This window comes from Amycolatopsis ponsaeliensis (genome assembly GCF_030182635.1).
GTDB classification, from domain to species: Bacteria; Actinomycetota; Actinomycetes; order Mycobacteriales; family Pseudonocardiaceae; genus Amycolatopsis; species Amycolatopsis ponsaeliensis.
In genome coordinates this window covers 1-22164 of the sequence record NZ_JAPZLD010000082.1, presented here as the reverse complement: position 1 = coordinate 22164, position 22164 = coordinate 1, and the positions used below count along the sequence as shown (strand labels likewise).

At 71.3% G+C, this 22164-nt stretch carries 23 protein-coding genes; 11 read left to right on the top strand and 12 right to left on the bottom strand.

Going from position 1 to position 22164, the window contains the following annotated elements; genetic code table 11:
• The first annotated feature begins 40 nt into the window (after positions 1 to 40).
• Entirely contained in the window at positions 41 to 664 is a 624-nt protein-coding gene (locus tag QQ657_RS53870) for a nucleoside/nucleotide kinase family protein (protein ID WP_284750255.1), read from the top strand.
• Here QQ657_RS53870 and QQ657_RS53865 read toward each other — a convergent pair.
• The 4 genes from QQ657_RS53865 to QQ657_RS53850 all read right to left on the bottom strand — a co-directional run bounded on the left by QQ657_RS53865 (position 652) and on the right by QQ657_RS53850 (position 5082).
• Positions 652 to 1818: a glycosyltransferase family 4 protein gene (locus tag QQ657_RS53865; protein ID WP_284750254.1), complete on the bottom strand. Its 1167-nt coding sequence runs from the start codon at positions 1816 to 1818 to the stop codon at positions 652 to 654. The genes QQ657_RS53870 and QQ657_RS53865 overlap by 13 nt on opposite strands.
• An 84-nt stretch (positions 1819 to 1902) precedes the next feature.
• Positions 1903 to 2955, bottom strand: coding sequence for a C40 family peptidase (locus QQ657_RS53860; RefSeq protein WP_284750253.1), 1053 nt, complete (start codon positions 2953 to 2955; stop codon positions 1903 to 1905).
• A gap of 416 nt (positions 2956 to 3371) precedes the next feature.
• A complete protein-coding gene (locus QQ657_RS53855; protein ID WP_284750252.1) occupies positions 3372 to 3626 on the bottom strand; it encodes a hypothetical protein in 255 nt (84 codons plus the stop codon).
• Between the two features lie 67 nt (positions 3627 to 3693).
• Positions 3694 to 5082, bottom strand: a complete 1389-nt coding sequence (locus QQ657_RS53850) for an NYN domain-containing protein (protein ID WP_284750251.1) — start codon at positions 5080 to 5082, stop codon at positions 3694 to 3696.
• 142 nt (positions 5083 to 5224) lie between these two features.
• Here QQ657_RS53850 and QQ657_RS53845 point away from each other — a divergent pair, with 142 nt between their 5' ends.
• Positions 5225 to 6928: a DEDD exonuclease domain-containing protein gene (locus QQ657_RS53845; RefSeq protein WP_284750250.1), complete on the top strand. Its 1704-nt coding sequence runs from the start codon at positions 5225 to 5227 to the stop codon at positions 6926 to 6928.
• A 410-nt stretch (positions 6929 to 7338) separates the two neighbouring features.
• Here the strand turns inward: QQ657_RS53845 and QQ657_RS53840 are convergent, their stop codons facing one another.
• Positions 7339 to 8244: a MerR family transcriptional regulator gene (locus QQ657_RS53840; protein ID WP_284750249.1), complete on the bottom strand. Its 906-nt coding sequence runs from the start codon at positions 8242 to 8244 to the stop codon at positions 7339 to 7341.
• 44 nt (positions 8245 to 8288) lie between these two features.
• On the opposite strand from QQ657_RS53840, the gene QQ657_RS53835 reads away from it, so the two are divergent.
• The 3 genes from QQ657_RS53835 to QQ657_RS53825 are packed head-to-tail and all read left to right on the top strand — an operon-like array spanning position 8289 to position 9549.
• Positions 8289 to 9038 carry a maleylpyruvate isomerase family mycothiol-dependent enzyme gene (locus tag QQ657_RS53835; protein ID WP_284750248.1) on the top strand — a complete coding sequence of 250 codons (750 nt, stop codon included), beginning with the start codon at positions 8289 to 8291 and terminating at the stop codon, positions 9036 to 9038.
• Between the two features lie 41 nt (positions 9039 to 9079).
• Positions 9080 to 9361 carry an Lrp/AsnC family transcriptional regulator gene (locus tag QQ657_RS53830; protein WP_284750247.1) on the top strand — a complete coding sequence of 94 codons (282 nt, stop codon included), beginning with the start codon at positions 9080 to 9082 and terminating at the stop codon, positions 9359 to 9361.
• Positions 9358 to 9549: a YdeI/OmpD-associated family protein gene (locus QQ657_RS53825; RefSeq protein ID WP_284750246.1), complete on the top strand. Its 192-nt coding sequence runs from the start codon at positions 9358 to 9360 to the stop codon at positions 9547 to 9549. Before QQ657_RS53830 ends, QQ657_RS53825 begins: the two co-directional genes overlap by 4 nt.
• A 50-nt stretch (positions 9550 to 9599) precedes the next feature.
• Here the strand turns inward: QQ657_RS53825 and qcrB are convergent, their stop codons facing one another.
• The 4 genes from qcrB to ctaE form a co-directional block, all read right to left on the bottom strand.
• On the bottom strand, positions 9600 to 11276 hold the full coding sequence (gene qcrB, locus QQ657_RS53820; RefSeq protein WP_284750245.1) for a cytochrome bc1 complex cytochrome b subunit: 1677 nt from the start codon (positions 11274 to 11276) through the stop codon (positions 9600 to 9602).
• Positions 11273 to 12439, bottom strand: coding sequence for a cytochrome bc1 complex Rieske iron-sulfur subunit (gene qcrA / locus QQ657_RS53815; RefSeq protein WP_284750244.1), 1167 nt, complete (start codon positions 12437 to 12439; stop codon positions 11273 to 11275). Before qcrA ends, qcrB begins: the two co-directional genes overlap by 4 nt.
• Entirely contained in the window at positions 12436 to 13254 is an 819-nt protein-coding gene (gene qcrC, locus QQ657_RS53810; RefSeq protein WP_284750243.1) for a cytochrome bc1 complex diheme cytochrome c subunit, read from the bottom strand. Before qcrC ends, qcrA begins: the two co-directional genes overlap by 4 nt.
• A 66-nt stretch (positions 13255 to 13320) precedes the next feature.
• Positions 13321 to 13944 carry an aa3-type cytochrome oxidase subunit III gene (ctaE, locus tag QQ657_RS53805; protein WP_086681061.1) on the bottom strand — a complete coding sequence of 208 codons (624 nt, stop codon included), beginning with the start codon at positions 13942 to 13944 and terminating at the stop codon, positions 13321 to 13323.
• Between the two features lie 95 nt (positions 13945 to 14039).
• On the opposite strand from ctaE, the gene QQ657_RS53800 reads away from it, so the two are divergent.
• The 3 genes from QQ657_RS53800 to trpD all read left to right on the top strand — a co-directional run bounded on the left by QQ657_RS53800 (position 14040) and on the right by trpD (position 15965).
• The gene (locus tag QQ657_RS53800) at positions 14040 to 14453 is read left to right on the top strand and encodes a ribonuclease E inhibitor RraB (protein WP_284750242.1); all 414 of its coding nucleotides are present in this window, start codon (positions 14040 to 14042) and stop codon (positions 14451 to 14453) included.
• A gap of 61 nt (positions 14454 to 14514) precedes the next feature.
• Complete coding sequence (locus tag QQ657_RS53795; protein WP_284750241.1) at positions 14515 to 14925, top strand: hypothetical protein; 411 nt, start codon at positions 14515 to 14517, stop codon at positions 14923 to 14925.
• A gap of 5 nt (positions 14926 to 14930) precedes the next feature.
• Positions 14931 to 15965: an anthranilate phosphoribosyltransferase gene (gene trpD / locus QQ657_RS53790; protein ID WP_284750240.1), complete on the top strand. Its 1035-nt coding sequence runs from the start codon at positions 14931 to 14933 to the stop codon at positions 15963 to 15965.
• Between the two features lie 18 nt (positions 15966 to 15983).
• On the opposite strand, the gene QQ657_RS53785 is transcribed toward trpD, so the two are convergent.
• Complete coding sequence (locus QQ657_RS53785; protein ID WP_284750261.1) at positions 15984 to 16937, bottom strand: GlxA family transcriptional regulator; 954 nt, start codon at positions 16935 to 16937, stop codon at positions 15984 to 15986.
• 83 nt (positions 16938 to 17020) lie between these two features.
• Between QQ657_RS53785 and QQ657_RS53780 the strand changes: the two genes are divergently transcribed.
• Positions 17021 to 17950, top strand: coding sequence for a DMT family transporter (locus QQ657_RS53780; protein ID WP_284750239.1), 930 nt, complete (start codon positions 17021 to 17023; stop codon positions 17948 to 17950).
• On the opposite strand, the gene QQ657_RS53775 is transcribed toward QQ657_RS53780, so the two are convergent.
• Together QQ657_RS53775 and ctaC are read right to left on the bottom strand one after the other, a co-directional pair.
• Positions 17898 to 18323: a cytochrome c oxidase subunit 4 gene (locus QQ657_RS53775; protein ID WP_284750238.1), complete on the bottom strand. Its 426-nt coding sequence runs from the start codon at positions 18321 to 18323 to the stop codon at positions 17898 to 17900. The genes QQ657_RS53780 and QQ657_RS53775 overlap by 53 nt on opposite strands.
• Positions 18324 to 18355: 32 nt before the next feature.
• Positions 18356 to 19300, bottom strand: a complete 945-nt coding sequence (gene ctaC / locus QQ657_RS53770; protein WP_284750237.1) for an aa3-type cytochrome oxidase subunit II — start codon at positions 19298 to 19300, stop codon at positions 18356 to 18358.
• A 184-nt stretch (positions 19301 to 19484) separates the two neighbouring features.
• Here ctaC and asnB point away from each other — a divergent pair, with 184 nt between their 5' ends.
• Together asnB and QQ657_RS53760 are read left to right on the top strand one after the other, a co-directional pair.
• Entirely contained in the window at positions 19485 to 21419 is a 1935-nt protein-coding gene (gene asnB / locus QQ657_RS53765) for an asparagine synthase (glutamine-hydrolyzing) (RefSeq protein WP_284750236.1), read from the top strand.
• Between the two features lies 1 nt (position 21420).
• The coding region (locus QQ657_RS53760; RefSeq protein ID WP_284750235.1) for an alpha/beta fold hydrolase at positions 21421 to 22164 on the top strand (744 nt) is incomplete at its 3' end.

Sequence of the window (22164 nt, the reverse complement as noted above, 5' to 3'; positions counted from 1 at the left end):
GACAAAACCCGGCCCCGGTCCGGGTGCAGGATCGTCACCCGTGCGCTACCGCCCGATTTCCCCCGCCGTCCTGGCCGAAGAGCTGACCGAACGCATCGACGCCCTCACCGAGCGCCGCCGGATCGCGGTTGCCGTCGACGGCGCGGCGGGTGCGACGGAAGCCACAGAACTCGCGGACGCCCTGGTCGGCCCGCTGCGCCTGCGCGGCCGCGCAGCCCTGCGCGTCTCGGCGCGCGACTTCCTGCGGCCCGCGTCCCTGCGCTTCGAGCACGGCCGCACCGACCCCGACGCGCGCTACACCGACTGGCTCGACCTCGGCGCCCTGCGCCGCGAAGTCCTCGACCCGCTGGGGGAAACCGGGTCCGGCGAGGTCCTGCCCTCGCTGTGGGACGCCGAACGCGACCGCGCGACCCGCGCCGAGCGGGTGCCGCTGCCCGAAGGCGGGGTCGTGCTCCTCGACGGCGAGCTGCTGCTGGGTGCCGGCCTGGCCTTCGACCTGGCCGTGCACCTGTGGCTCTCCCCCGCCGCCCTGCGCCGCCGGGTGCCGGACGCCTGGGCGGTCCCGGCCTACGAGCGGTACGAGGCGGAGGTCGATCCGAGCTCGCTCGCCGACGTCGTCGTGCGCGTCGACGATCCGCGGCACCCGGCGCTCTACACGCCGTGAGCCCGCTGGGCCACCGGATCGCCGTCCAGCAGCCCGGACAGCCGCCCGGCCATGGCGTCCCAGCGCCACTTCCCGCTCACCCAGGCGCGCCCGGCCTCGCCCATCCGGCGGGCCCGCACGGGGTCCGCGAGCAGGCTGGCCAGCGTCTCGGCCAGCTGATCGACGTCCCGGCCCTCGACGACGTGCCCGGTGACCTCGTCGAGCACCGTCTCGGGCGCGCCGCCGGAGTTGCCCGCGACCACGGGCAGGCCGGTCGCCGAAGCCTCCAGGTAGACGATGCCGAGCCCCTCGACGTCGAGCCCCCTGCCCCGGGTGCGGGCCGGCATGGCGAAGACGTCACCCGCGGCGTAGTGCGCCGGCAGCTCGGCCCACGGCACGGACCCGGTGAGCACGACGTCGCGCTCGAGCCCCAGCTCGGTGACCAGCCCGGTCAAGGTCTTGCGGTACGGGCCGCCGCCGACGATCAGCAGCGCCGCGCCCGGCACGCGTTCGCGGATCTTCGGCAGCGCGCGGATCAGCTGGTCCTGGCCCTTGCGCGGGACGAGCCGGGACACGCAGACAATCGTGGGGCGGTCCGACAAACCGTGCCGGGCACGGATTTCCGCGCGGCCGGCGGGGTCCGGTTTGTACAGGTCCGTGTCCACTCCGGACGGCAGCAGCTCCAAACCGGCCATCGGGCCGAACGCCGCGGCGAACCGGCCGCGGGTGTAGCGGCTGACGTAGGTGACGACGTCCACGGTGTCCCCGATGCGCCGCAACGCCTGCCGCGAGCCCGGGAGCATGGACCAGCCGACTTCGTGGCCGTGCGTGGACGCCACGATGCGGCGCGCCCCGGCCTGGCGCAAGGAACGCCCCAGCAGCGCGAGCGGCGCGGCGGCGCCGAACCAGACGGCTTCGCAGTCTCGCGCCCGCATGATCTGCTTCGCCCGGCGAAGAACGTCCGGTGTCGGCAGCATCAGCGACGTCGGGTGCCGGACGACCTCGAACGGCGCCTCGGCGTCGAACTCCTCGTGCGACCCCGTCCGCGACTCCCACGACGGCGCGTAGACGACCAGGTCGTCCGCCGGCAGCCGGGTGGCGAGGGAGTTCAGGTAGTTCTGGATCCCCCCGGGCCGCGGCGGGAAGTCGTTGGTCACGAGCAGGGTCTTGAGCACGCCCCTGAGGCTAGCGGCCGCCACCGACAGCGAAGGGGCGGCACCGCGTGTGCGGTACCGCCCCTTCACGTACTGCTCGGTGGGTCACGACGTCGGGCGTCGCGCTCCCGCGTACTGGCTCTGCAGCGGCGAGATCTTCACGACGTCCCCGGTGTCGGGGGCGTGGACCATCTTGCCGTCGCCGATGTACATGCCGACGTGCGAAACGGGCGAGTAGTAGAACACGAGGTCGCCCGGCTGGAGCTGGTCCCGCGGCACCGCGGCGCCGAAGGTGGACTGCTCGCGGCTCGACCGCGGCAGCGTGAGGCCGGCCTGCTTGTAGGCCCACAGCATCAGGCCCGAGCAGTCGAACGTGCTCGGTCCGGTGGCACCCCAGACGTACGCGCTGCCACGCTTGCTCAGCGCCGCGTCCAGCGCGGCCTGGGCGGCCGCGGTCGGTGCCTTGAGGCCGGTGGGCGAGCCACCCTTGTCGCCCTGCTGGGCCTTGTCGAGCGCGCTCAGGCTCTTGTTCGCCGCCTTGAGCTGGTCGATCTGGTCGTTCAGCGCCTTCTGCTTGCCCCTGATGTCATCGGTCAGCTTCGCTGCCGCGTCGCGCGCGTCAGTGGCGCGCTTCGCCGCGTCGGAAGCCTTGTTCGTGGCATCGGTGGCCTGCTGGACGGCGCCGGTGAGGTTGCCCATCGCGCCGTTCTTCTCGGTCGCGATGACTTCCAGCGCCGAGGAGCGGTCGAGGAAGTCCTGAGTGGACGTCCCGGCCAGCAGCGCCGACAGCTTGTTCAGCTGGACGCCGCTGGTGAACGACGCGCCGGCGAACTTGTCGACCTCGGTCTGGTACTTCTTCTGGTTCCCGGTCGCGACCGCGGCCTGGTCCTTGGCCGCGTTGACGTCGCCGGTGGCCTTGTCGAGATCAGCCTGCTTGGCCTTCAGGTCGTCCTGGGCCTTGAGCAGGTCTTCGTTGAGCTTTTCGGCCTGGGCCGCGAGGTCGCGGTACTTGGCGAGGGCGTCCGAACCGGTGGGCGGAGCCTGGAGGACGGGGATGGGGGCGGCGGTGGCCGACGGCTGCGCCACGGTGACGAGGGTGATCACCGAAGCCGCGGCGAGGGCACCTGAAACCACGCGCCTTACTGGATGCGACTGCACGGTCGCGCGGGTCTCCTTTGCGTCTCGGCCGCCGAAGGGGACCGGGGCACGAAGAGGTCGGGGGGTTCCTCTTCGCCGCTGTCCCGCACCGCGCGCTCTCCCGCAACAGGTAAGCCCGCGATGGTGGTTCCGGTTCCCAGCTTCCCGACAAAGCTGCGTCCGGCGGCGATCCCGTGTCGCCGCCTTATCGACGGCCAGGGGCCACGAGATCTCGGACAGGTTACGAAAAGACCGCCACCACGTCCACCACCCCGAGGGCAAAAACTCTCCGTAGCGCCGGGAAACACCATCGGACCAGCGTCGGAGAAAACATGTGATGGGCGTTACACGCTGGGGTTTCTTCCGGGCCCGATTCGGCTACCTACCGTTCACCTGATCCGATCGACCACTCGGCGCGCCGACACGAAACGGGCCCGTCAGGCCGTGTGCGGAAGGGGTCCCTCGACCAATCGCAGCCGTGGCACCATCCCCGCGTCGGCGAACGCGTCCAGGGCGCGGCGCTCGTCGGCGTCCCACGCGGCGGGTGGCGCGCCGAGCAGCACGGTCACCACGCAGTCGTGGCAGGAGATGCCCCGGACGACGCAGCGGTCGCAGTCGACCACGACGCTTTCGATGTCCGAAACCGAAATGTGCGAGACGTCCACTTCGGACAGCTCGGGGGTGTCGTTCATGTGCTCCTCCTCACGTCGGGACTGACTGAGGAGGACGGTAGGCGCCACCACCGACAATTTCCGTCGGTCAGACCCGCGAGAGGCGGCTGACCAGCACCGCGGACGGCGTGGGATGCGCCCCGCCGCTCCGCACGGAGTCCGCCACGGCGCGGTCGGACGTCGCCACGACCATGGGCCGGCCCGCGGGCTCGGCCGCCACGATGTTGCGGATCACGTCGTCGGCCAGCACCCCGCGGTCGGAGAACAGCACCCGCACCCCGCGGGGCACCGAAGCCGGGACCGACAGCACGCCCGCGCCGTCGAAGACGACCGTCACCTCGGCCGAAGTGCGCGCCGCCAGTGCGGACAGCTGGTGGATCAGCCGGTCGCGCTGGTCGGCCAGCGCCAGCTCGGGGTAGCCGGTCTTGGTGACGTTGTAGCCGTCGACGATCAGGTGCACGTTCGGCAGCGCCAGGTAGCGGTCCAACGTGGACACGTCGGCGATCTTGCCGCCCTGGCCGCTCCCGGTGCTGGCGCCGCGGACCATGTCGGCGGGCCGCGCGCCCCGGGCGCCGAGGGCGAGCTCGCGGCGCAGGCCGGTGACCGCGCCGTCGATCGTGTCGATGAGCAGCGCCAGCCGCACTTCGTCGGCCTCACGGGCCTCGCGGGCGGACTGGCGGGCCACTTCGGCGTCGCCCACCGCGCGTTCGGCACGGGCGCGTTCGGTGGCGACGCGCTGGCGTTCACGCGCGAGCTGGGTGGTGAGGGCGGCGATCTCGTCGGCGCGGGCGGCGGACCCGCGCGCGGTCTCGGCCGACGCCGCTTCGGCCGCGTCCTTGGCGTGACGGAGCTGGACGCCTTGCTCGCGAAGGCGCTTCAAGAGCTTCTCGACTTCGCCCTCGCGCTCGCCCCGGGCGCCCTCAGCGGCTTTCTTGGCCTCGGCGAGCTCGACCCGCAGCTGCGTGAGTTCGGCTTCGAGGCGCTGGCTGCGGGCCAGCGCGGCGTCGCGTTCGGCGCGCAGGGCGTTTTCCTCGGCGTTCTTGGCGACGAGCCGGACGCGCCCGGCGGCGCCGGACTCGCCCAGCAGCACGGCGGCGGCCGCCGCGGCGACCGAGTCGGCGGCGTTGGGGTCGAGCGCATCGGTGCGGTGCTCGCGCAGCCATTCGATGACCGCGGTGCGGAACTGGGACGACTCCCCGAGCGCGGTGAGCAGCGCGGCACCGCCGAGCTTGGCCCGTTTCGCCGGGGCGAACTTGGCGACGGGCCGCAGCTGGCGGGGCACGTCCGTGGCGGGCAGCTTGGCGACGGCGGCCGCCGAGAGCTCGGCGATCCGGTCGCGGACCGGCTCCGGGAGCGCCGGCCAGGTGGCCGGATCCGGCCGCTCTTCGGGCTCCTCGGCCTGCTCAGGCCGCGACGCGACGCCCGAGGGACCACTGGGGTCCCCGGGCGGCTCCGGCACGAGCGGCTGCGGGTGCATTGGTCCAGGGTAGGCCCCGGCCCCGCATCACGCGCCGCGCGGCACACGGTCCAGCACGGAGCGAAAACCGACAGCGCCCATTCGGGGGCTCCGCCACCCGGACCCCCCGAAAAATGTCGGTGGTCGCCCCTAGTCTCCGCACATGAGTTCGATCCAGGCACAGCTCGCGTTCGACGAGCTCGGAACTCCCTTGCGGGACACGACTTTCGTGGTGTTCGACCTCGAGACGACCGGGGCAGCGCCGGGTCCGTTGGGGATCACCGAGATCGGCGCGGTGAAGGTCCGCGCGGGCGAGGTGCTGGGCGAGTTCGCGACGCTCGTGAACCCGGGAGCGGTGATCCCGCCGCAGATCGTCTCGCTGACGGGCATCACCCAGGCGATGGTCTACGACGCGCCGCCGATCGAGGAGGTGCTGCCGGCGTTCCTGGAGTTCATCGGCGGTGCGGTGCTGGTGGCGCACAACTCGGGGTTCGACACGTCCCACATGCGGGCGGCGTGCGAGGGGCACGGGTACGTGTGGCCGAAGCTGACGGTCGTCTGCACGGTCCGGCTGGCCCGGCGGGTGGTGCCGCGCGACGAGGTCGGCCGGTACAACCTCACGGCGCTGGCGTTGCTGTTCGGGGCGCGGACGCGGCCGACGCACCGCGCGCTCGACGACGCCCGCGCGACGGTCGACGTGCTGCACGGGCTGCTGGAGCGCGTCGGCAACCTGGGCGTCCATTCGCTCGAAGAGCTGATGGGGTACCTGCCCGAGGTCACGGTGGCGCAGCGGGCGAAGCGGCACCTGGCGGCGGACCTGCCGTCGGCGCCGGGCGTCTACCTCTTCAAGGGGCCGAAGGAGGAGGTCCTGTACGTCGGCACGGCGAAGGACCTGCGGCGGCGGGTGCGGACGTACTTCACGGGTTCGGAGGGGCGGAGCCGGATCCGCGAGATGGTCGCGCTGGCCGAGCGCGTCGACCACGTGGTGTGCGCGCACGCGCTGGAGGCCGAGGTGCGCGAGCTGCGGCTGATCGCGGCGCACCGGCCCGCGTACAACCGGCGGTCGAAGAACCGGCACCAGGGCTGGTGGATCGGGCTGACGGACGAAGCGTTCCCGCGGCTGTCGGTGGTCCGGCTGCCGCGGCCGGGGGTGCTGGGCCCGTTCCGCAACCAGGCGGACGCGAAGGCGACCGCGGACACCTTGGCCGGGGCGTCGGGGCTGCGGACGTGCACGCAGCGGATCTCGCCGCGGACGGCGAACGGGACCCCGTGCGTGCTGGCGGAGCTGGGGCGCTGCGGAGCACCGTGCGCGGGACGGCAGAGCGTGGAGGCGTACGTGCCGGCGGTCGAGTCGGTGTCGGGGCTGATCGCGGGCCTCGACGGCCGCCCCCTGCACGTGGCGGCGGCCCAGGTGGAGCGGCTGGCGGAGGGCAGGCACTTCGAGCAGGCGGCCCGCCACCGCGACGAGCTGGCGGGTCTGATCCGCGCACTGGGCCGGGCCCACCGGCAGACGGCGCTGGCGTCGATCGCGGAGCTGATCGCGGCGGCCCCGGACGGCAACGGCGGCTGGGAGCTGTCGGTGATCCGCTACGGCCGCCTGGCCTCGGCCGGGGTGGCCCGGCGTGGGGTGCCGCCGATGCCGGTGGTGGAGGTGCTGGTGGCCTCGGCGGAGACGGTCCTGCCCGACCCAGGGCCGTTGAACGGCGCGCCACCGGAGGAGGTGGGGGTGCTGCTGCGCTGGCTGGCCCGCCCGGGGGTGAGGTTGGTGAGGACGACCAGGCCATGGGCCGAGCCGGCCGCGGTGGCCGGGTGGCGGGGGTGGCTGGATCTGGTTTCGACCGCGCATTCCCTGGAGCACGTGAGCTGAGGCGGACCGGGGCAGGCGGGCAGGCGGGCAGGCGGGCAGCGGTGGTCAGGCGGCCTGGCACCCGCTTAACCACGGAACTCGCGTGATCCGAGCCGCATCTCGCGTGCTCGAAGCCGGAACTCGCGTGATCCGAGCCGTATCTCGCGTGGTCGAGGCCGGAACTCGTGATCCGAGCCGCATCTCGCGTGATCCGGGCCGGAACTCCCGTGATCGAAGCCAGAACTCGCGTGACCCGGGCCGGAACTCCCGTGACCGAGGCCAGAACTCGCGTGCTCGAAGCCGGAACTCGCGTGATCGAAGCCGGAACTCGTGATCCGGGCCGGAACTCGCGTGATCCGGGCCGGAACTCGCGGGTTACTGCCCTGATCGCACCCCGCGCCGGGAACCGGCCTGGTCTCCGCTCCCCCAGCTCAGGCGACCGACCGGTCCAGGGCGTCCAGCAGCCACGTGTGCGTGACCCCCATCGGCGCCGCCTCCCCCGTGACCTCGCCCGCCAAGCGCCAATACCGCCGCACCCGCGGATCCCGGTCCGGCGCCGTCCGGATGTTCAACGCCCGGCGGAACTCAAGCGTGTCCCCCGCCCCCACCGCCGCCGCGTGGGCCGCCACGAACCGGTCCAGCGCCGGCCCGGCTGACGGCGCCGCCCCCGAAGCCACCGGCCCGAACGCCAGCGAGCACGCCTCCGCCACCTCCGCGTGCAACGCACCCAGGTCCGCCACCCGGTCACCGCCCAGCAACGTGCTCGCCCGGACGTGCCCGGCCAGCGTCCGGTCCGCCGCCAGCACCACCAGCGACGCGTACGCCACCACCTGCCCCGTCGACGGCCGCTCCGGCGGCCGTGGCGCGCTGATGTCCAGGAACATGCGGGCCGTGTCCGGCGGGATCGGGCCCGTCGTCATCGGGTGCCACAGGCGGACCAGCGCCTCGTGCGCCGCGAACCCGTCCTGCACCGCCGACAGCAGCTCGAGCCGGACCGCCCGGTCCGCCGGCGACGACTCCTCCACCGCCCGCAGCACCGAACGCCGCCAGGACAGCGTCGCCATCTCGCGGTCCAGTGCCGCGCGCTCGGAAGCCACCGCCTCGTCCAGCGAACAAGAACCGGTCAGGACGTCGGTGATCGACCGCAGCCCCAGCCCGAGCCCGCGCAGCCGCCGGACCAGGGTCAACCGGTCGACCGCCCCGAAGTCGAACCGGCGATGGCCGCCGACGCTGCGCGCGGGCTCCAGCAGCCCCTCGTCGCAGTAGAACCGGATCGTGCGGACCGGCACCCCCGTCCGCCGCGCGAGGTCGCCGATCCCGAGTGTGTTTTCGGTCACCTTCGGTCGAACCTCCAGCCAGGTGGAATTCCTACGGTACGGCCATGGACACCACCAGACTCGCCGAGGCACTGCACGCCCGCGCCGCCGCGTTCGCCGAGACCGTCACCGGCGCCGACCCGGACGCCCGCGTCCCCACCTGCCCGGACTGGCCGCTGCGCGTGCTCGTCGGCCACATCGGCCAGGCCCACCGCTGGTCCGCCGACATCGTCCGGTCCGGGCCGTCGCCGGTCCCCGACCCGCTCGACGCCGACCCCGGCGCCCCCGACACCTGGGCCGACTGGCTCCGCCAGGGCGCCGACGACCTCGCCAAGACGGTCCTGGACGCGGGCGAAACGCCGGTCTGGACGTTCTTCGGCGCCCAGCCGGCGAGGTTCTGGCTGCGCCGGATGCTCCACGACACGACGATCCACCACGCGGACGCGGCGCTGACCACCGGAACCGCCATCGAAGTGGCCCCGGACCTCGCGGCCGACGCGATCAGCGAGTGGCTCGAGGTGCTCTCCGACCCGGTCACGGCGAGCCTGCGGCCGGGCTTCGCCGAGTTGCACGGCACCGGCCAAACCCTCCAGCTCCGCCCGGACCAGGACCAGGACCAGGACCAGGGCTGGCTGATCACCCGCGACCCCGGCGGCATCCGGTGGACCCGGGAAACGAGCGCCGCCGACGTCACGCTGGCCGGCCCCGTCCAGGACCTGCTGCTCGTCCTCACCCGGCGACGGCCCGCCGAGGACGTCACCATCACCGGTGACCGCGTCCTGGCTGACCATTGGCTGGCGCACACCGCGGCCTAGGATCGCGGGCGACACCCGCAGACGAGTCTTGGAGGACCCAGGTGATCACCGCGATCGTGCTGATCCAGGTTGAGGCGGACGCGATCCCGGACGCCGCGCAGGCGATCGCCGACATCGACGGCGTCGGCGAGGTCTACTCGTGCGCCGGGGACGTCGACCTCATCGCCACCGTCAAGGTGTCCGCGCACGAGGAGCTGGCCGACCTCATCCCCGGCCGGATCGGGAAGGTGCCGGGGGTGCTGGACACCGTCACGCACATCGCGTTCCGGTCGTACTCCCGCGCCGACACCGAGCAGGCCTTCGCGATCGGCGCGGAGGATTGAGCGAGCTCCCGGCCGAGCTGACCGACGCCCTCGCCGCGGCGCCGGACGCGAAGGCCGCGTTCGAGGCCCTGCCGCCCTCACACCGGCGCGAATACGTCCAGTGGGTGGCGGAGGCCAAGAAGCCCGAAACGCGCGTCTCACGGGCCCAGAAGACCGTCGTACGGCTCCGCGAGAGCGGCAAGAGCTGAAACGAACGAAGGCCACCTCCCGCGGGAGGTGGCCTTCGTCGTGAGTGGAACTAGTGGTCGGAGTGCTTCGCGGCCTCGGCCGTCTCCACGCTCTCGATCTCGCCGTGCTGGCCGTTCCCGTTGCCGTTTCCGTGCCCGTTGCCGTGAGCCCGCTGCAGCGCGACGGTCTCCTCCGCCGGGTCCGGCGACCAGAACGTGCCCGGCACCGCTTGCCCGGCCGAGCCCAGCTTGTTCATCTTCTTCGGCACCGAGGCGCCCTGGTACTCGAGCGGCACCGCGTGGCCGTGGCTGTCGACGCCGCCGAGCGGCTGGTGGATCTCGATGAACTCACCGTGCGGCAGCCGCTTGATGATGCCCGTCTCGACGCCGTGCTCCAGCACCTCGCGGTCGGCCCGCTGCAGGCCCAGGCAGAGCCGGTAGGTCAGGTAGTAGGCGATCGGCGGCACGATGAGCACGCCGATGCGGCCGGCCCACGTCGTCGCGTTCAGCGAGATGTCGAAGCTGTCGGCGATGATGTCGTTGAAGCCGGACAGCTCGATGACCATGAAGAAGCCCAGCGCCATCGCGCCCAGCGCCGTGCGGACCGGGGCGTCCCGGGGCCGCTGGAGCAGGTTGTGGTGCGCGGTGTCCTTGGACAGCTTCCGCTCGAGGAACGGGTAGGCCAGCAGCAGGCCGATCAGGATCGGCATGCCGACCGCGCCGGGGAAGAACACCGCCGGGATCGTGTAGTTCCCGAGGTAGACCTCCCAGGCAGGCCAGATCCGCAGCATGCCGTCGGCCCAGGCCATGTACCAGTCGGGCTGCGAGCCCGCCGACACCTGCGCCGGGTTGTAGGGCCCGAAGTTCCACACCGGGTTGATCTGGAACAGCCCCGACATCAACGCCAGCACACCGACGACCAGCGTGAAGAACGCCCCGCCCTTCAACGCGAAGTACGGCATGATCCGGACACCGACGACGTTGGTCTCCTTGCGCCGCACACCCGGGAACTGCGTGTGCTTCTGATACCACACCAACGCCAGGTGCGCCCCCACCAGCGCCAGCATGATGCCCGGCAACAGCAGGATGTGCAGCGTGTACAACCGCGGGATGATCTGATCGCCCGGGAACTCCCCACCGAACAACGCCCAGTGGATCCAGGTGCCCATGACCGGCACCGACAACACGATCCCCGACAAGGTCGCGCGGATACCGGTACCGGAAAGCAGGTCGTCGGGCAGCGAATAGCCGAAGAAACCCTCGAAGCAGCCCAGGATCAGCAGCAGCCCACCGATCACCCAGTTGGCCTCACGCGGGCGCCGGAACGCACCGGTGAAGAAGATCCGCAGCATGTGCACGGCCATCGCCGCGACGAAGATCAGCGCGGCCCAGTGGTGCAGCTGCCGCATGAACAGGCCACCGCGCACGTCGAAGGACAGGTCGAGGGTGGTGGCGAAGGCCCGCGACATCTCCAGGCCCTGCATGTTCTTGAAGCTGCCCTGGTAGACGACCTCCTGCATGGAGGGGTCGAAGAACAGCGTCAGGTACACGCCCGTGAGCAGCAGGATGATGAAGCTGTAGAGCGCGATCTCGCCCAGCAGGAACGACCAGTGGGTCGGGAACACCTTGTTCAGCTGGTGCCGCAGGCCCTTGGCCGCGTGGTACCGCTGGTCGGCGTCGTTCGCGGCGGTGCCCAGCGCCTTTTCGACGGCACTCGCGCCCTTGGTCGGCGTGGTGAGTGAACTCATGACTTACGCTCCCAAAAGGCCGGACCGATGGCCTCGATGAAGTCGCCTCGCGCGATCAAGTATCCCTCTTCGTCCACCGTGATCGGTAGTTGGGCCAGCGGACGGGTCGCCGGGCCGAAGATCGGCTTGGCGTAGTGGAGGGCGTCGAACTGCGACTGGTGGCACGGGCACAGGATGCGATTGGTCCGCTGCTCGTACAGGGAGGTCGGGCAGCCGACGTGGCTGCAGATCTTCGTGTACGCGTAGTAGTCGCCGAAGTTGAAGTCCTCCTGGCCGGCCCGCTTGACCACCTTGGCGGCGTCGGTCGGGCGCAGGCGGATCAGCATGACCGGGTTGTCGATCCGGGTCAGCGCGGCCGCCAGAGCCTCGGCGTCGTTCCGCTCGGACTCGCGGAAGGGGAACACGGTCTCCATCGCGCCGGCGTCGAGGTCCTCGACCTTGAGCAGCGCGATCTCGGTTTCCTTGCCGTGCTCCACCTCGACCGGCTTGCCGGTGTCGCGGCGCAGGTAGACCTTCTCGCCGGGGTAGTTCGGCAGCCAGCCGGTGTGCCACAGGGACGCCCGGTTCTCGGTGTCCTTCCACGGGTCCTTGATGAAGGACGCGAGCGGCAGCGCCGCGGCCGCGAGACCGAGCGCGCCGGCCCCGGCGATCGCCGAGCGCTTGACCAGCGACCGGCGGGCGATGGTGCTGCGGCTCCCGGCGTCGGCCAGGTGCGCGAGGATCGTCTGGCGGTCGACCTCGGCCGACCCCTGCCCGTCACCGTCGTGGCGCTCCTGCACCGAGACCTCGGCGGGCACGAACTTCTTCGTGTACAGGATCACGCCGATGCCCAGGCCGAGGATGGCCAGGCCGAGCGTGAGGCCGAGCATCGGGGTGTAGAGGCTGTACCAGAAGTGGCCGCTCTCGTTGTCCGGCGCCTCGTACTGCCACGGCCACCAGATGAGCGAGACGACGAACCCGATCCCGGCCAGCGCGGACAGCCCGAACCAGAACGCCACCAGGCGCTCGGCCCGCTTCTCCGCGCGGGTGCCCTCCACGGGCCACGGGGTCGGGTACTCGACGATCTCGACACCGTCGAGCGCGCCGCCCAGCTTGACCAGCTGGTCCCGGTCCATCTCCGCCAGCTCCGCCTCCGACGGCGGCTTCGGCCCCTCGGCACTCATGCCTTCGATCCAATCCACAACGTCACGCCGATCAGCGCGGCGATCCCGACGATAAAGGCGATGACGCCCTCCGAAGCGGGGCCGACCCCGCCGAGGCCGTTACCACCCGGGTTGTTGTTGCCGTCGGACACCGACTTCACGTAGGCGACGATGTCCTTCTTCTCCTCCGGCGAAAGCTGCCGGTCGGAGAACTTCGGCATGTTCTGCGGCCCGGTGAGCATGGCCGTGTAGATCTGCTCTTCGCTGGCCGGGTCCAGGTTCGGCGCGTACTTGCCGGCGGACAGCGCGCCGCCGCGGCCGGTGAAGTTGTGGCACGACGCGCAGTTGAGGCGGAACAGCTCGCCACCGCGGGCCGGGTCGGAGCCGCGCAGGGCCTCGCCCTTCTCCGCGGGACGCTGGGCGCCGCCGCCGTGCGCCTGGATGTAGGCGCCGACCGCGTCGATCTCGGCCTCGGTCAGCTTCGGCGGCTTGCGCTCGATCTGCGCTTCCTGGCGCGAGGCGGGCATGCGGCCCGAGGAGGTCTGGAAGTACACCGCGGCGTCGCCGATGCCGATCAGGCTCGGGCCGCGGTCCTGCACGCCCTCGAGGTTCGCGCCGTGGCACGCGATGCAGGTGTTGTTGTAGACCTGCTCGCCGAGGCGCAGCTGCGCCGGTGTGCCCTGGGCCTGCGCGGTCTGCGGCTCCGGGGCGAACACGGCGTACAGGGCGCCGGCGCCCACCAGCGCGATACCGAGCGCGAGCAGGCCGGCGAACCGCCTCCGCAGCTTCGACCGCGCGCGGTAGCGGCGCTCCGAGGACTTGGTGCTGGTGGTCATCTTGCGGCAACCCTTGCTGTCAGTTCAGGCCGATGGTGAAGGTGGTGGCGGCTGGGCGTGAAGCCCTCACGGGAGGAGGTAGATCACACCGAAGAGGCCGACCCACACGATGTCGACGAAGTGCCAGTAGTAGGACACGACGATCGCCGACGTGGCCTGGGCGGGCGTGAACTTGCTCAGTTTCGTGCGGATGAGCAGGTACACGAAGGCGATGAGCCCGCCGATGACGTGCAGGCCGTGGAACCCGGTCGCGAGGTAGAAGACCGTGCCGAACGGGCCGGACGGGATCGTCATCCCCTCTTCGACGAGGTTGTGGTACTCGTTGGCCTGGCCGCCGACGAAGATGGCGCCCATGATCAACGTGATGATGTACCAGCGGCGCAGGCCGTAGACGTCGCCGCGCTCGGCGGCGAACACGCCGAACTGGCAAGTCAGCGAAGACAGCACGAGGATCACCGTGAACGGGATCGCGTACGCCACGTTGAGGTGGAACTCCTCGCCGTGCAACGGCGGCGGCCACTGGCCGGAGGAGTTCTGCGCCTTGACGGTGAAGAACATCGCGAACAGTCCGGCGAAGAACATCAGCTCGCTGGACAGCCACACGATGGTGCCGACACTGACCATGTTCGGCCGGTTCAGCGAGTGGACCCGCTGACTGATGGTGGGAGCTGCCGTTGTCACGCGTCGCATTATGTCCTCTCGCACCACCGCTCCGCCGGGTGGGTCCACGGCGAGCCGTCTGCGTAACCGATCACACCGGACGCCCGGGAAGGTGAGAGCTACTCATGGGTTTACTCGACCGGCTGCTTGACCTGGTCAAGAAGCACGAAAGCCCCGGTCTGACCGCTGATTCGCCCGGTTTGGAGATCGTCGCCGAGGCCTTCGACCCGGTCGTCGCGGACTCGGCCGTCCTCGCCGGTTCACCCGCCTGGGTCAGCACGGCACCGGCCGTCCTGCGGCACCACTTGCTCCTGCCGCCCGAACGGGTCGCCGAAGCGGCGTCGATCCTCGCCCAGGACGGCTACGACCTGCGAGAAGTGTCACCTTCGGACGATCCGGTGCGGGTGCACGCGGTGCGCGTCCAGGTGCTCGACGCCCTGCACTGCGCCCAGGAACGGTCCCGGATGGCGGGTCTGGCGCAGCGGCTCGGCGGTGACGCGCTGGGCTGGGACGCGCTCCAGCCGGAGGCGCCCGCGTGATGTCGGTCTCGGCCGATACGATCGGGGCGAGTCGTGCGGCAATGAGACGGAGGCAGCTCAAATGGCCGAGCAGTCGATGCGGGTCCTGGTGTTCAGCCACAAGGCGGAGGTGCGCGAAGCGATCGTGAACGCGGTCGGCCGGCGGCCGTCCGCCGACCTGGCGCGCGTGGACTACGTCGAGGCGGCCGGGATCGCGGACGTGCTGTCCGAGGTGGACGCGGGCAACGTCGACCTGGCGATCCTCGACGGCGAGGCGCAGCCGACCGGCGGCATCGGCCTGTGCCGGCAGCTGAAGAGCGAAATCGCCGACTGTCCCCCGATCGTGGTCGCGGTGCGGCGCCGGGACGACCGGTGGCTGGCGACGTGGTCGCAGGCGGACGCCGTGCTGGTGCACCCGCTGGACCCGCTGACCGCCGCGGAAACCGTCGCCGACGTGCTGCGCGCGCGACGGGTCCCCGTCGTGAACGGCTGAGCCCGGTGACCACCCCGGTCCCCCGCACCTGGCCGCCGCTGCTCAAGCAGCTCGTCGCACGCGTCGACCTGTCCGAGGAGGACACGGCGTGGGCGATGGACCAGATCATGAGCGGCGCGGCGAGCCCGGCCCGGATCGCCGGGTTCGCGGTGGCGCTGCGCGCGAAGGGTGAAACGCCTTCGGAGATCTCGGGTATGGCGGCCACGATGCTGGCGCACGCCCGGCGGGTCGAGCTGGACCGCCCGGCCGTCGACATCGTCGGCACCGGCGGCGACGGCTCGAACTCGGTGAACATCTCGACGATGGCGACGATCGTCACGGCGGCGGCCGGCGCCCCGGTGGCCAAGCACGGCAACCGCAGCGCGTCGTCGAAGTCCGGCGCGGCGGACGTCCTGGAGGCGCTCGGCGTCACGATTTCGCTGCCCCCGGAAGAGGTCCAGCGCAGCCTCACCGAGGTGGGCGTGGGGTTCTTCCTGGCGTCCGCGTTCCACCCCGCCCTGCGGCACGCGGGCCCGGTCCGCGGCGAGCTCGGCATCCCGACGACGTTCAACCTGCTCGGCCCGCTGACGAACCCGGCCCAGCCGGGAAGTGCGCTGATCGGCTGCGCGTACGAGGACAAGACGCACGTGCTGGCGGAAGTGTTCGCCCGCCGGGGAACCCGGGCGCTGGTGGTCCGCGGCGACGACGGCCTCGACGAGATCACGACGACGACCACCTCGTCGGTGTGGGTGGTGTCGGCCGGAACGGTGACCAGGACGTCGTTCGACCCGGCGGCGCTGGGCATCCCGCGGGCCACGGCGGAGGATCTACGCGGTGGCGACGCCGCTTCGAACGCCCAGGTGGTCCGGGAGCTGGTCGGCGGGAAGCCGGGTCCGGTGCGCGACGCGGTTTTGATCAACGCCGCCGCGGCTTTGGCGGCGTTCAGCGGGTTCTCGGGGTCTCTCGAGGACGATCTGCGCGCCGGGTTGACGCGGGCTGCGGAGGCCATCGATTCCGGGGCGGCGGCGGCCCTTTTGGACCGCTGGATCGCCTTCGGCTGAGTCCCGGCCCGGCGAAACCTAGCCGCGGAAAGCCGTCCGGTACGACGAAGGACTGGTCCCCCGCAGCCGGCTGAACTGGTGCCGCAGCGCCGCTGCCGAGGCGTACCCGCACGCCGTGGCGATGTCCTCCACCGACAGCCGCCCCTCCTCCAGCAGCGCCTGGGCCCGGTCCAGCCGCCGCTCCGTCAACCACCGGTGCGGTGTCGTCCCCGTCGCCGCCGAAAAGCGGCGAAGGAACGTTCGTTCTCCCACGCCGCTCCGGCGGGCCAGCTCGGCCACCGTGAACGGCTGGTCCAGCCGCCGCTCCACCCACTCCAGGGCCTCCGCCACCACCGAGTCGTCCGGGACCGACGGCACCGGTGCCTGGACGAACTGCGCCTGCCCGCCCGCCCGGAACGGCGCCGCCACCATCCGGCGGGCCAGCGTCGTCGCCGCCGTGACGCCGCGCAGCCGCCGGACCAGGTGCAGGCACAGGTCCACCGCCGCCACGGTGCCCGCGCTCGTCAGCACCCCGCCGTCGTCCGCGTACAGCGCCTGGGTGTCCACGACCGCCGCCGGGAAGCGGGCGCGGAACTCCGCCTCGTACACCCAGTGGACCGTGCAGCGGCGGCCGTCGAGCAGGCCCGCGTAGCCCAGCGTGAACACGCCCGCGCAGAACCCCGCCACCCACGCGCCCCGCGCCGCGGCTTCGCGCAGGACGTCCAGCACCGGCGCCGGCGGGGCCGCCGTCCGGGGCGCGCACGTCGGCACGATCAGCAGGTCGGCCGCTGCCGCGAAGTCCAAGTCGCGAAGCCCGGTCAGCCCGAAGCCCGACCAGCTCGAGACCGCGGCACCCGCGGGCGAACAGACCCCGAACTCCCAGCCCTCGATGCCGTCGGCGCTGCGGTCGGTGCCGAACACCTCGCACGCGACCCCCAGCTCGAACGGCGAAACGTGATCCGCGAGCACCACCGCGACCCGGTTGACGTCCACGCCGGCCAGCATGTCACAAGTTTTGCGGCCGTTGTCATCTCTGACACTGGTTGACCCACCACAACCGGACGAACCTGAAGACCATGACGAACTCCGAAACCCGCCCGCTGCTCCAGTGGTCCGCGGCGATGGCGATGTCCGGCACGATCGGCGCCGTCGTCCTCGAGAGCGGCGCCGCCGCGCCCGCCGTGGCCTTCGCCCGCTGCTTCGTCGGCGGGACGCTCCTGGTGCTGTGGTGCCTCGCCCGCGGCTGGCTGCCGGCCTGGCGGCCCTCGAAGCGCGACCTCGGGCTGGCCGTCCTCGGTGGACTGTTCCTCGTCGGCAACTGGGTGCTGCTGTTCGCGTCCTACGCGCTGTCGTCGATCTCGGTCAGCACAGTCGTCTACCACACCCAGCCGCTCATCCTGGTCGGCCTGGCGGCGGCGTTCCTCGGCGAGAAGGTCGCCAAGAGCCACCTGGTCCGGGCCGCGATCGCGTTCGGCGGCGTGGCCCTGATCTCCCTGTCCGCGCACGGTGAAGACGGCAAACCCGTCCAGCTCGCCGGGATCGGGCTGGCACTTGGCGCGGCCCTGCTCTACGCCGGGGCGTCCTTCGTCGCGAAGCAGCTGAAACACATCCGCCCGCACCTGCTCGCGGCCGTGCAGACGACGGTGGGCGCGATCCTGCTGGCGCCCGTGCTGCTCGTCACGCCGTTGCCGACGGCTCCGCGCGAGCTGCTCTGGCTGGTGCTGCTGGGCACCGTCCACACGGCACTGATGTACGTCCTGATGTACGCGAGCATCGGCAAGCTGCCGACCACGACGGTGGCGCTGCTGTCCTACCTCTACCCGGTGGTCGCGGTGCTGGTGGACGTCGCCTTCTACGGCCACCGCCCGACCTGGCCGGAGGCACTGGGGATGCTCGCAGTACTGGCCGCCGCGCTGAGTCCTCAGCGCCGCGGCCAGTCAGTAAAACCGCAGGTCAGTCGTGCGACGGACCCGTGTGGTACTCGAACACCAGCCCGCCGATCGTGATCAGCAGCGCGACCAGCGCGATGACGAGCAGCCAGATGTGGAAGAACGCCAGGGCCAGCGCGGCGAGAGCCGCGGTGGCCGCCATGGAGACGGGCCAGTAGCTGCCCGGGCTGAAGAAGCCCAGCTCGCCGGCGCCGTCGCTGATCTCGGCGTCCTCACGGTCTTCCGGGCGCGGTTCGATGCGCCGGGAGACGAACTGCATGTAGCTGCCCGCGAGGAACGCGAGGCCACCGGTCAGGACCAGCGAGACGATGCCCACCGGCTCGGGCCTGCCTCCGAAGCGGGGGTCCAGCACGGCCCACACCCAGTACACGCCCGCCATGATCACGGCGAAGACTGCCACGATGAAGAAGATGCGCGCTTCGGCCTTCATGGGTCTTTCCTACTCCCTGTGTGGCTGCGGCGTCAGTTGGACGCGGTCCGCGCCGTGCGGTCGGTGTTGAACGGCTGGGTGGTGACCGCGTGCGGGGTGCACAGCTCGCCACAGTTCATCTTCGTGAGGGCTTCGGACGCGGTGAACGTCTGGCCGGTGGCCGGGTTCACCTGCTTGCGCAACGCGATGTACGCGTCGTACTTGTCCGGCGACAGGGCGCGGACCTCGAAGTTCATCACCGAGTGGTAGGTGCCGCACAGCTCCGCGCACCGGCCGACGAAGGAGCCTTCGCGGTCGATCGTGTTCTGGAAGGAGCTGTCCTGGTTGTTCTTGTCCGGGTTCGGGAAGACGTCCCGCTTGAAGTGGAACTCGGGCACCCAGAAGGAGTGGATGACGTCCGTCGAGATCAGGTCGTACTGGATCGTCTTGCCGACCGGGAGCACCAGCAGCGGGATCTCGCCGGACGAGCCGACCGTGCTCACCTGGCCGCTGCCGTCGGGCTTCGCCGCGCCGGCGTCCTCGTACTTGAACTCCCAGTTCCACTGGAAGGCCACGACCTGGACCTTGACGTCCGGGTTCGGGATCTTGTCCAGAACCTTCGACTCCGTCGTCGCGGTGAAGTAGAACAGGACGCAGACCATGATCGTCGGGACGACGACCGTGAACAGCTCGAGCGGGATGTTGTACTGGAACTGCCGGGGCAGCTCCTCCGGCTCGCCGTCGACTGTCTTCTTCTTGCGGTGGAACGCCGCGGTCCAGAAGATCAGGGCCCACACGATGGCGCCGACGACCAGCGCGGCCACCACGGTCCAGGTCCACAGCGTGCGCATGTCTTCGGCCTGGCGCGTGACGCCCACCGGCCAGCCGAACCGCAGGATCTCGTCGCCGGAGCAGCCCGTCGCGGTAAGCGCGACCAGCACGGCCAGCGCGGCGACGCGCACGGTCCGCTTCCCCAGGGTGCGCTTGGGTTGTCCCACTGCGCCTCGCCCTTTCACCCAGAGCCTCCTACGACAGATCTTTGTGACAGGCCGGAGCCTAGCCGAGTTGGCGCTCCGCGCTGACCAAGGGGTAACTCTCGACGCGCGTGGTCCTCGCCACGGCCCGCCCGGCATACTGGGCGCTCCCCAGCCCCACGAAGACCCTGAAGGTGTGTGAGTACCCGTGTGCGGCCTGCTTGGACTGATCTGCGCGACCGAGACCGGCGCCGCGAACGCGCGTGACGCCGTCGGCGCGGCCATGCGCTGCCAGCGTCACCGCGGCCCCGACGAGCAGGACACCTGGGCCGACGCCGAGGTCGTCTACGGCTTCAACCGGCTCGCCTTCATCGACGTCGAGCACGCCCACCAGCCGCTGGTCTGGGGACCGCCGGAGGCGCCGGGCCGCTACACGATGAACTTCAACGGCGAGATCTACAACTACCTGGAGCTGCGCGCCGAACTGGCCGAGCAGCACGGCGCGAAGTTCGAGACCGAGGGTGACGGCGAGGCCATCGTCGCCGGCTTCCACTACCTGGGTGCCGACTGGGTCAAGCGGCTGCGCGGCATGTTCGCCTTCATGATCTGGGACTCCCAGGAGAAGCGCGTCTTCGGCGCGCGCGACCCGTTCGGCATCAAGCCGCTCTTCTACTCGGCCGGCCCCGGCGGAGTGGCGTTCTCCAGCGAGAAGAAGAGCCTGCTGGAGCTGTCGGACACCCTCGGCGTCGCGCAGGAGCTGGACCGGAAGGCGCTGCAGCACTACCTGGTCCTGCAGTACGTGCCCGAGCCCGAGTCGCTGCACACCGCGATCCGCCGCGTCGAGTCCGGGACGTCGTTCGAGGTCGTGCCCGGCGGTGAGGTGAAGTTCACCCGCTACTTCCACCCGCAGTTCACCGCGAAGCCGGTGAACACCCAGGCCGAGGCCGAAGAGCTGCACCAGCGCATCGCCGATGTGATGCGCGACTCGGTCGGCAAGCACATGATCTCCGACCCCGACGTCACCGTCGGCGCGTTCCTGTCCGGCGGCATCGACTCCACGGCCACCGCCACGCTGGCCAAGGAGCACAACCCGAACCTGATCGCGTTCACCACCGGGTTCGAGCGCGAGGGCTACTCCGAGGTCGACGTCGCCGCCGAGTCGGCCGCCGCGATCGGCGTGAAGCACGTCGTCCGCACGGTCACCGCGGACGAGATGATGGAGGTCCTGCCGCTCATCGTCTGGTACCTCGACGACCCGGTGGCCGACCCGGCGCTGGTCCCGCTCTGGTTCATCGCGCGCGAGGCCCGCAAGCACGTCAAGGCGGTGCTGTCCGGCGAGGGCGCGGACGAGCTGTTCGGCGGCTACACGATCTACAACGAGCCGATTTCGCTGGCGCCGTTCGAGAAGATCCCGGGCGGCATGCGGAAGCTGATCGGCAAGGTGTCGACGAAGATCCCGGAGGGCACCCGCGGCAAGGACCTGCTGCGCCGCGGCGCGCTGCCGCTGGAGGACCGCTACTATGGCAACGCCCGCAACTTCCGCGACGACCAGCTGCGCAACGTCCTGAAGACGTACCAGGAAGGCGTCGGCTTCAAGGACGTCACGGCGCCTTGGTACGACGTCTCGCGCGGCTGGGACCCGGTGGCCCGCATGCAGCACGTCGACCTCTACACGTGGCTGCGCGGCGACATCCTGGTCAAGGCCGACAAGGTCACCATGGCGAACTCGCTGGAACTGCGGGTGCCGTTCCTCGACGCCGAAGTGTTCAAGGTCGCCGCGTCGATCCCGCTGGACCAGAAGCTCGCGCACAACACGACGAAGTACGCACTGCGCCAGGCGCTGGCCAAGATCATCCCGGCGCACGTGCTGAACCGCCGCAAGCTGGGCTTCCCGGTGCCGATCCGGCTGTGGCTGCGCAACGAGATGTACGACTGGGCTCGCGGGATCATCAACGACTCGAAGACCGAGGAGCTGCTCGACAAGAAGGCGATCCTGGCGCTGCTGGAGGAGCACAAGGCGGGCCAGCTGGACCGCAGCCGCCAGCTGTGGGCGCTGATCGTGTTCATGCTGTGGCACGGGATCTTCGTCGAGCACCGGATCAAGCCCGAGATCCCGGAGCCGGTCTACCCGGTCAAGCTCTGAGGTGGACTTCGTCCTCCTGCACGGCACGACCCAGACGCCCCGCGGCTGGGACCTGCTGGCACGGGAGCTGACCGGCCACCGCGTCTTCGCCGCCGACCTGCTGGACGGCGCGGACACCTCGACGGTGCCGGCCATCGCCGCGTCCGTCCGGCGGGCGCTGCCGGACGTGCGCGAGCCGGTCGTGGTCGCCCACTCGGGGTCGGGGGTGCTGCTGCCCGCGGTCGCCGCGGCGCTCGGCGCGTCCCGGCTGGTGTGGGTCGGCGCGTACATCCCCGACTTCGCGGGCGGGCGCAGTCTCGCCGAGGAGGCCGCGGCGGACGTCACGGCGATGTTCCACCGCGAGTGGGTCGGCGTCGACCCGACCCGCGACCCGGCGCTCGCGGACCGGTTCCTGTTCCACGACTGCCCGCCGGACGTGCGGGAGTGGGCCCACGGGACGCTGCGGCTGTTCCACCCGCCGGCGCTTCCGGCCCACCCGGCGGGCCCCGTGCCCGGGATCCCGTCGACGGTGGTGGTGCCCACGGCCGACCGCACGCTGCGCCCGGACTGGATGGCCCGCGCGGCACGCGAACGGCTGGGAGTGGAGCCGGTCGAGCTGGACGCCGGGCACTGCCCGCACGTCTCGCGGCCCGCCGAACTGGCCCGGCTGGGGGGGGGGGGGGGGGGAGGTTTTGTAGACGGGGTGGACCCCCCCCCCACGCCGGGGGGGGGGGGGGGGCGGGGCCCCCCGCGCGAGCGCGCCGCC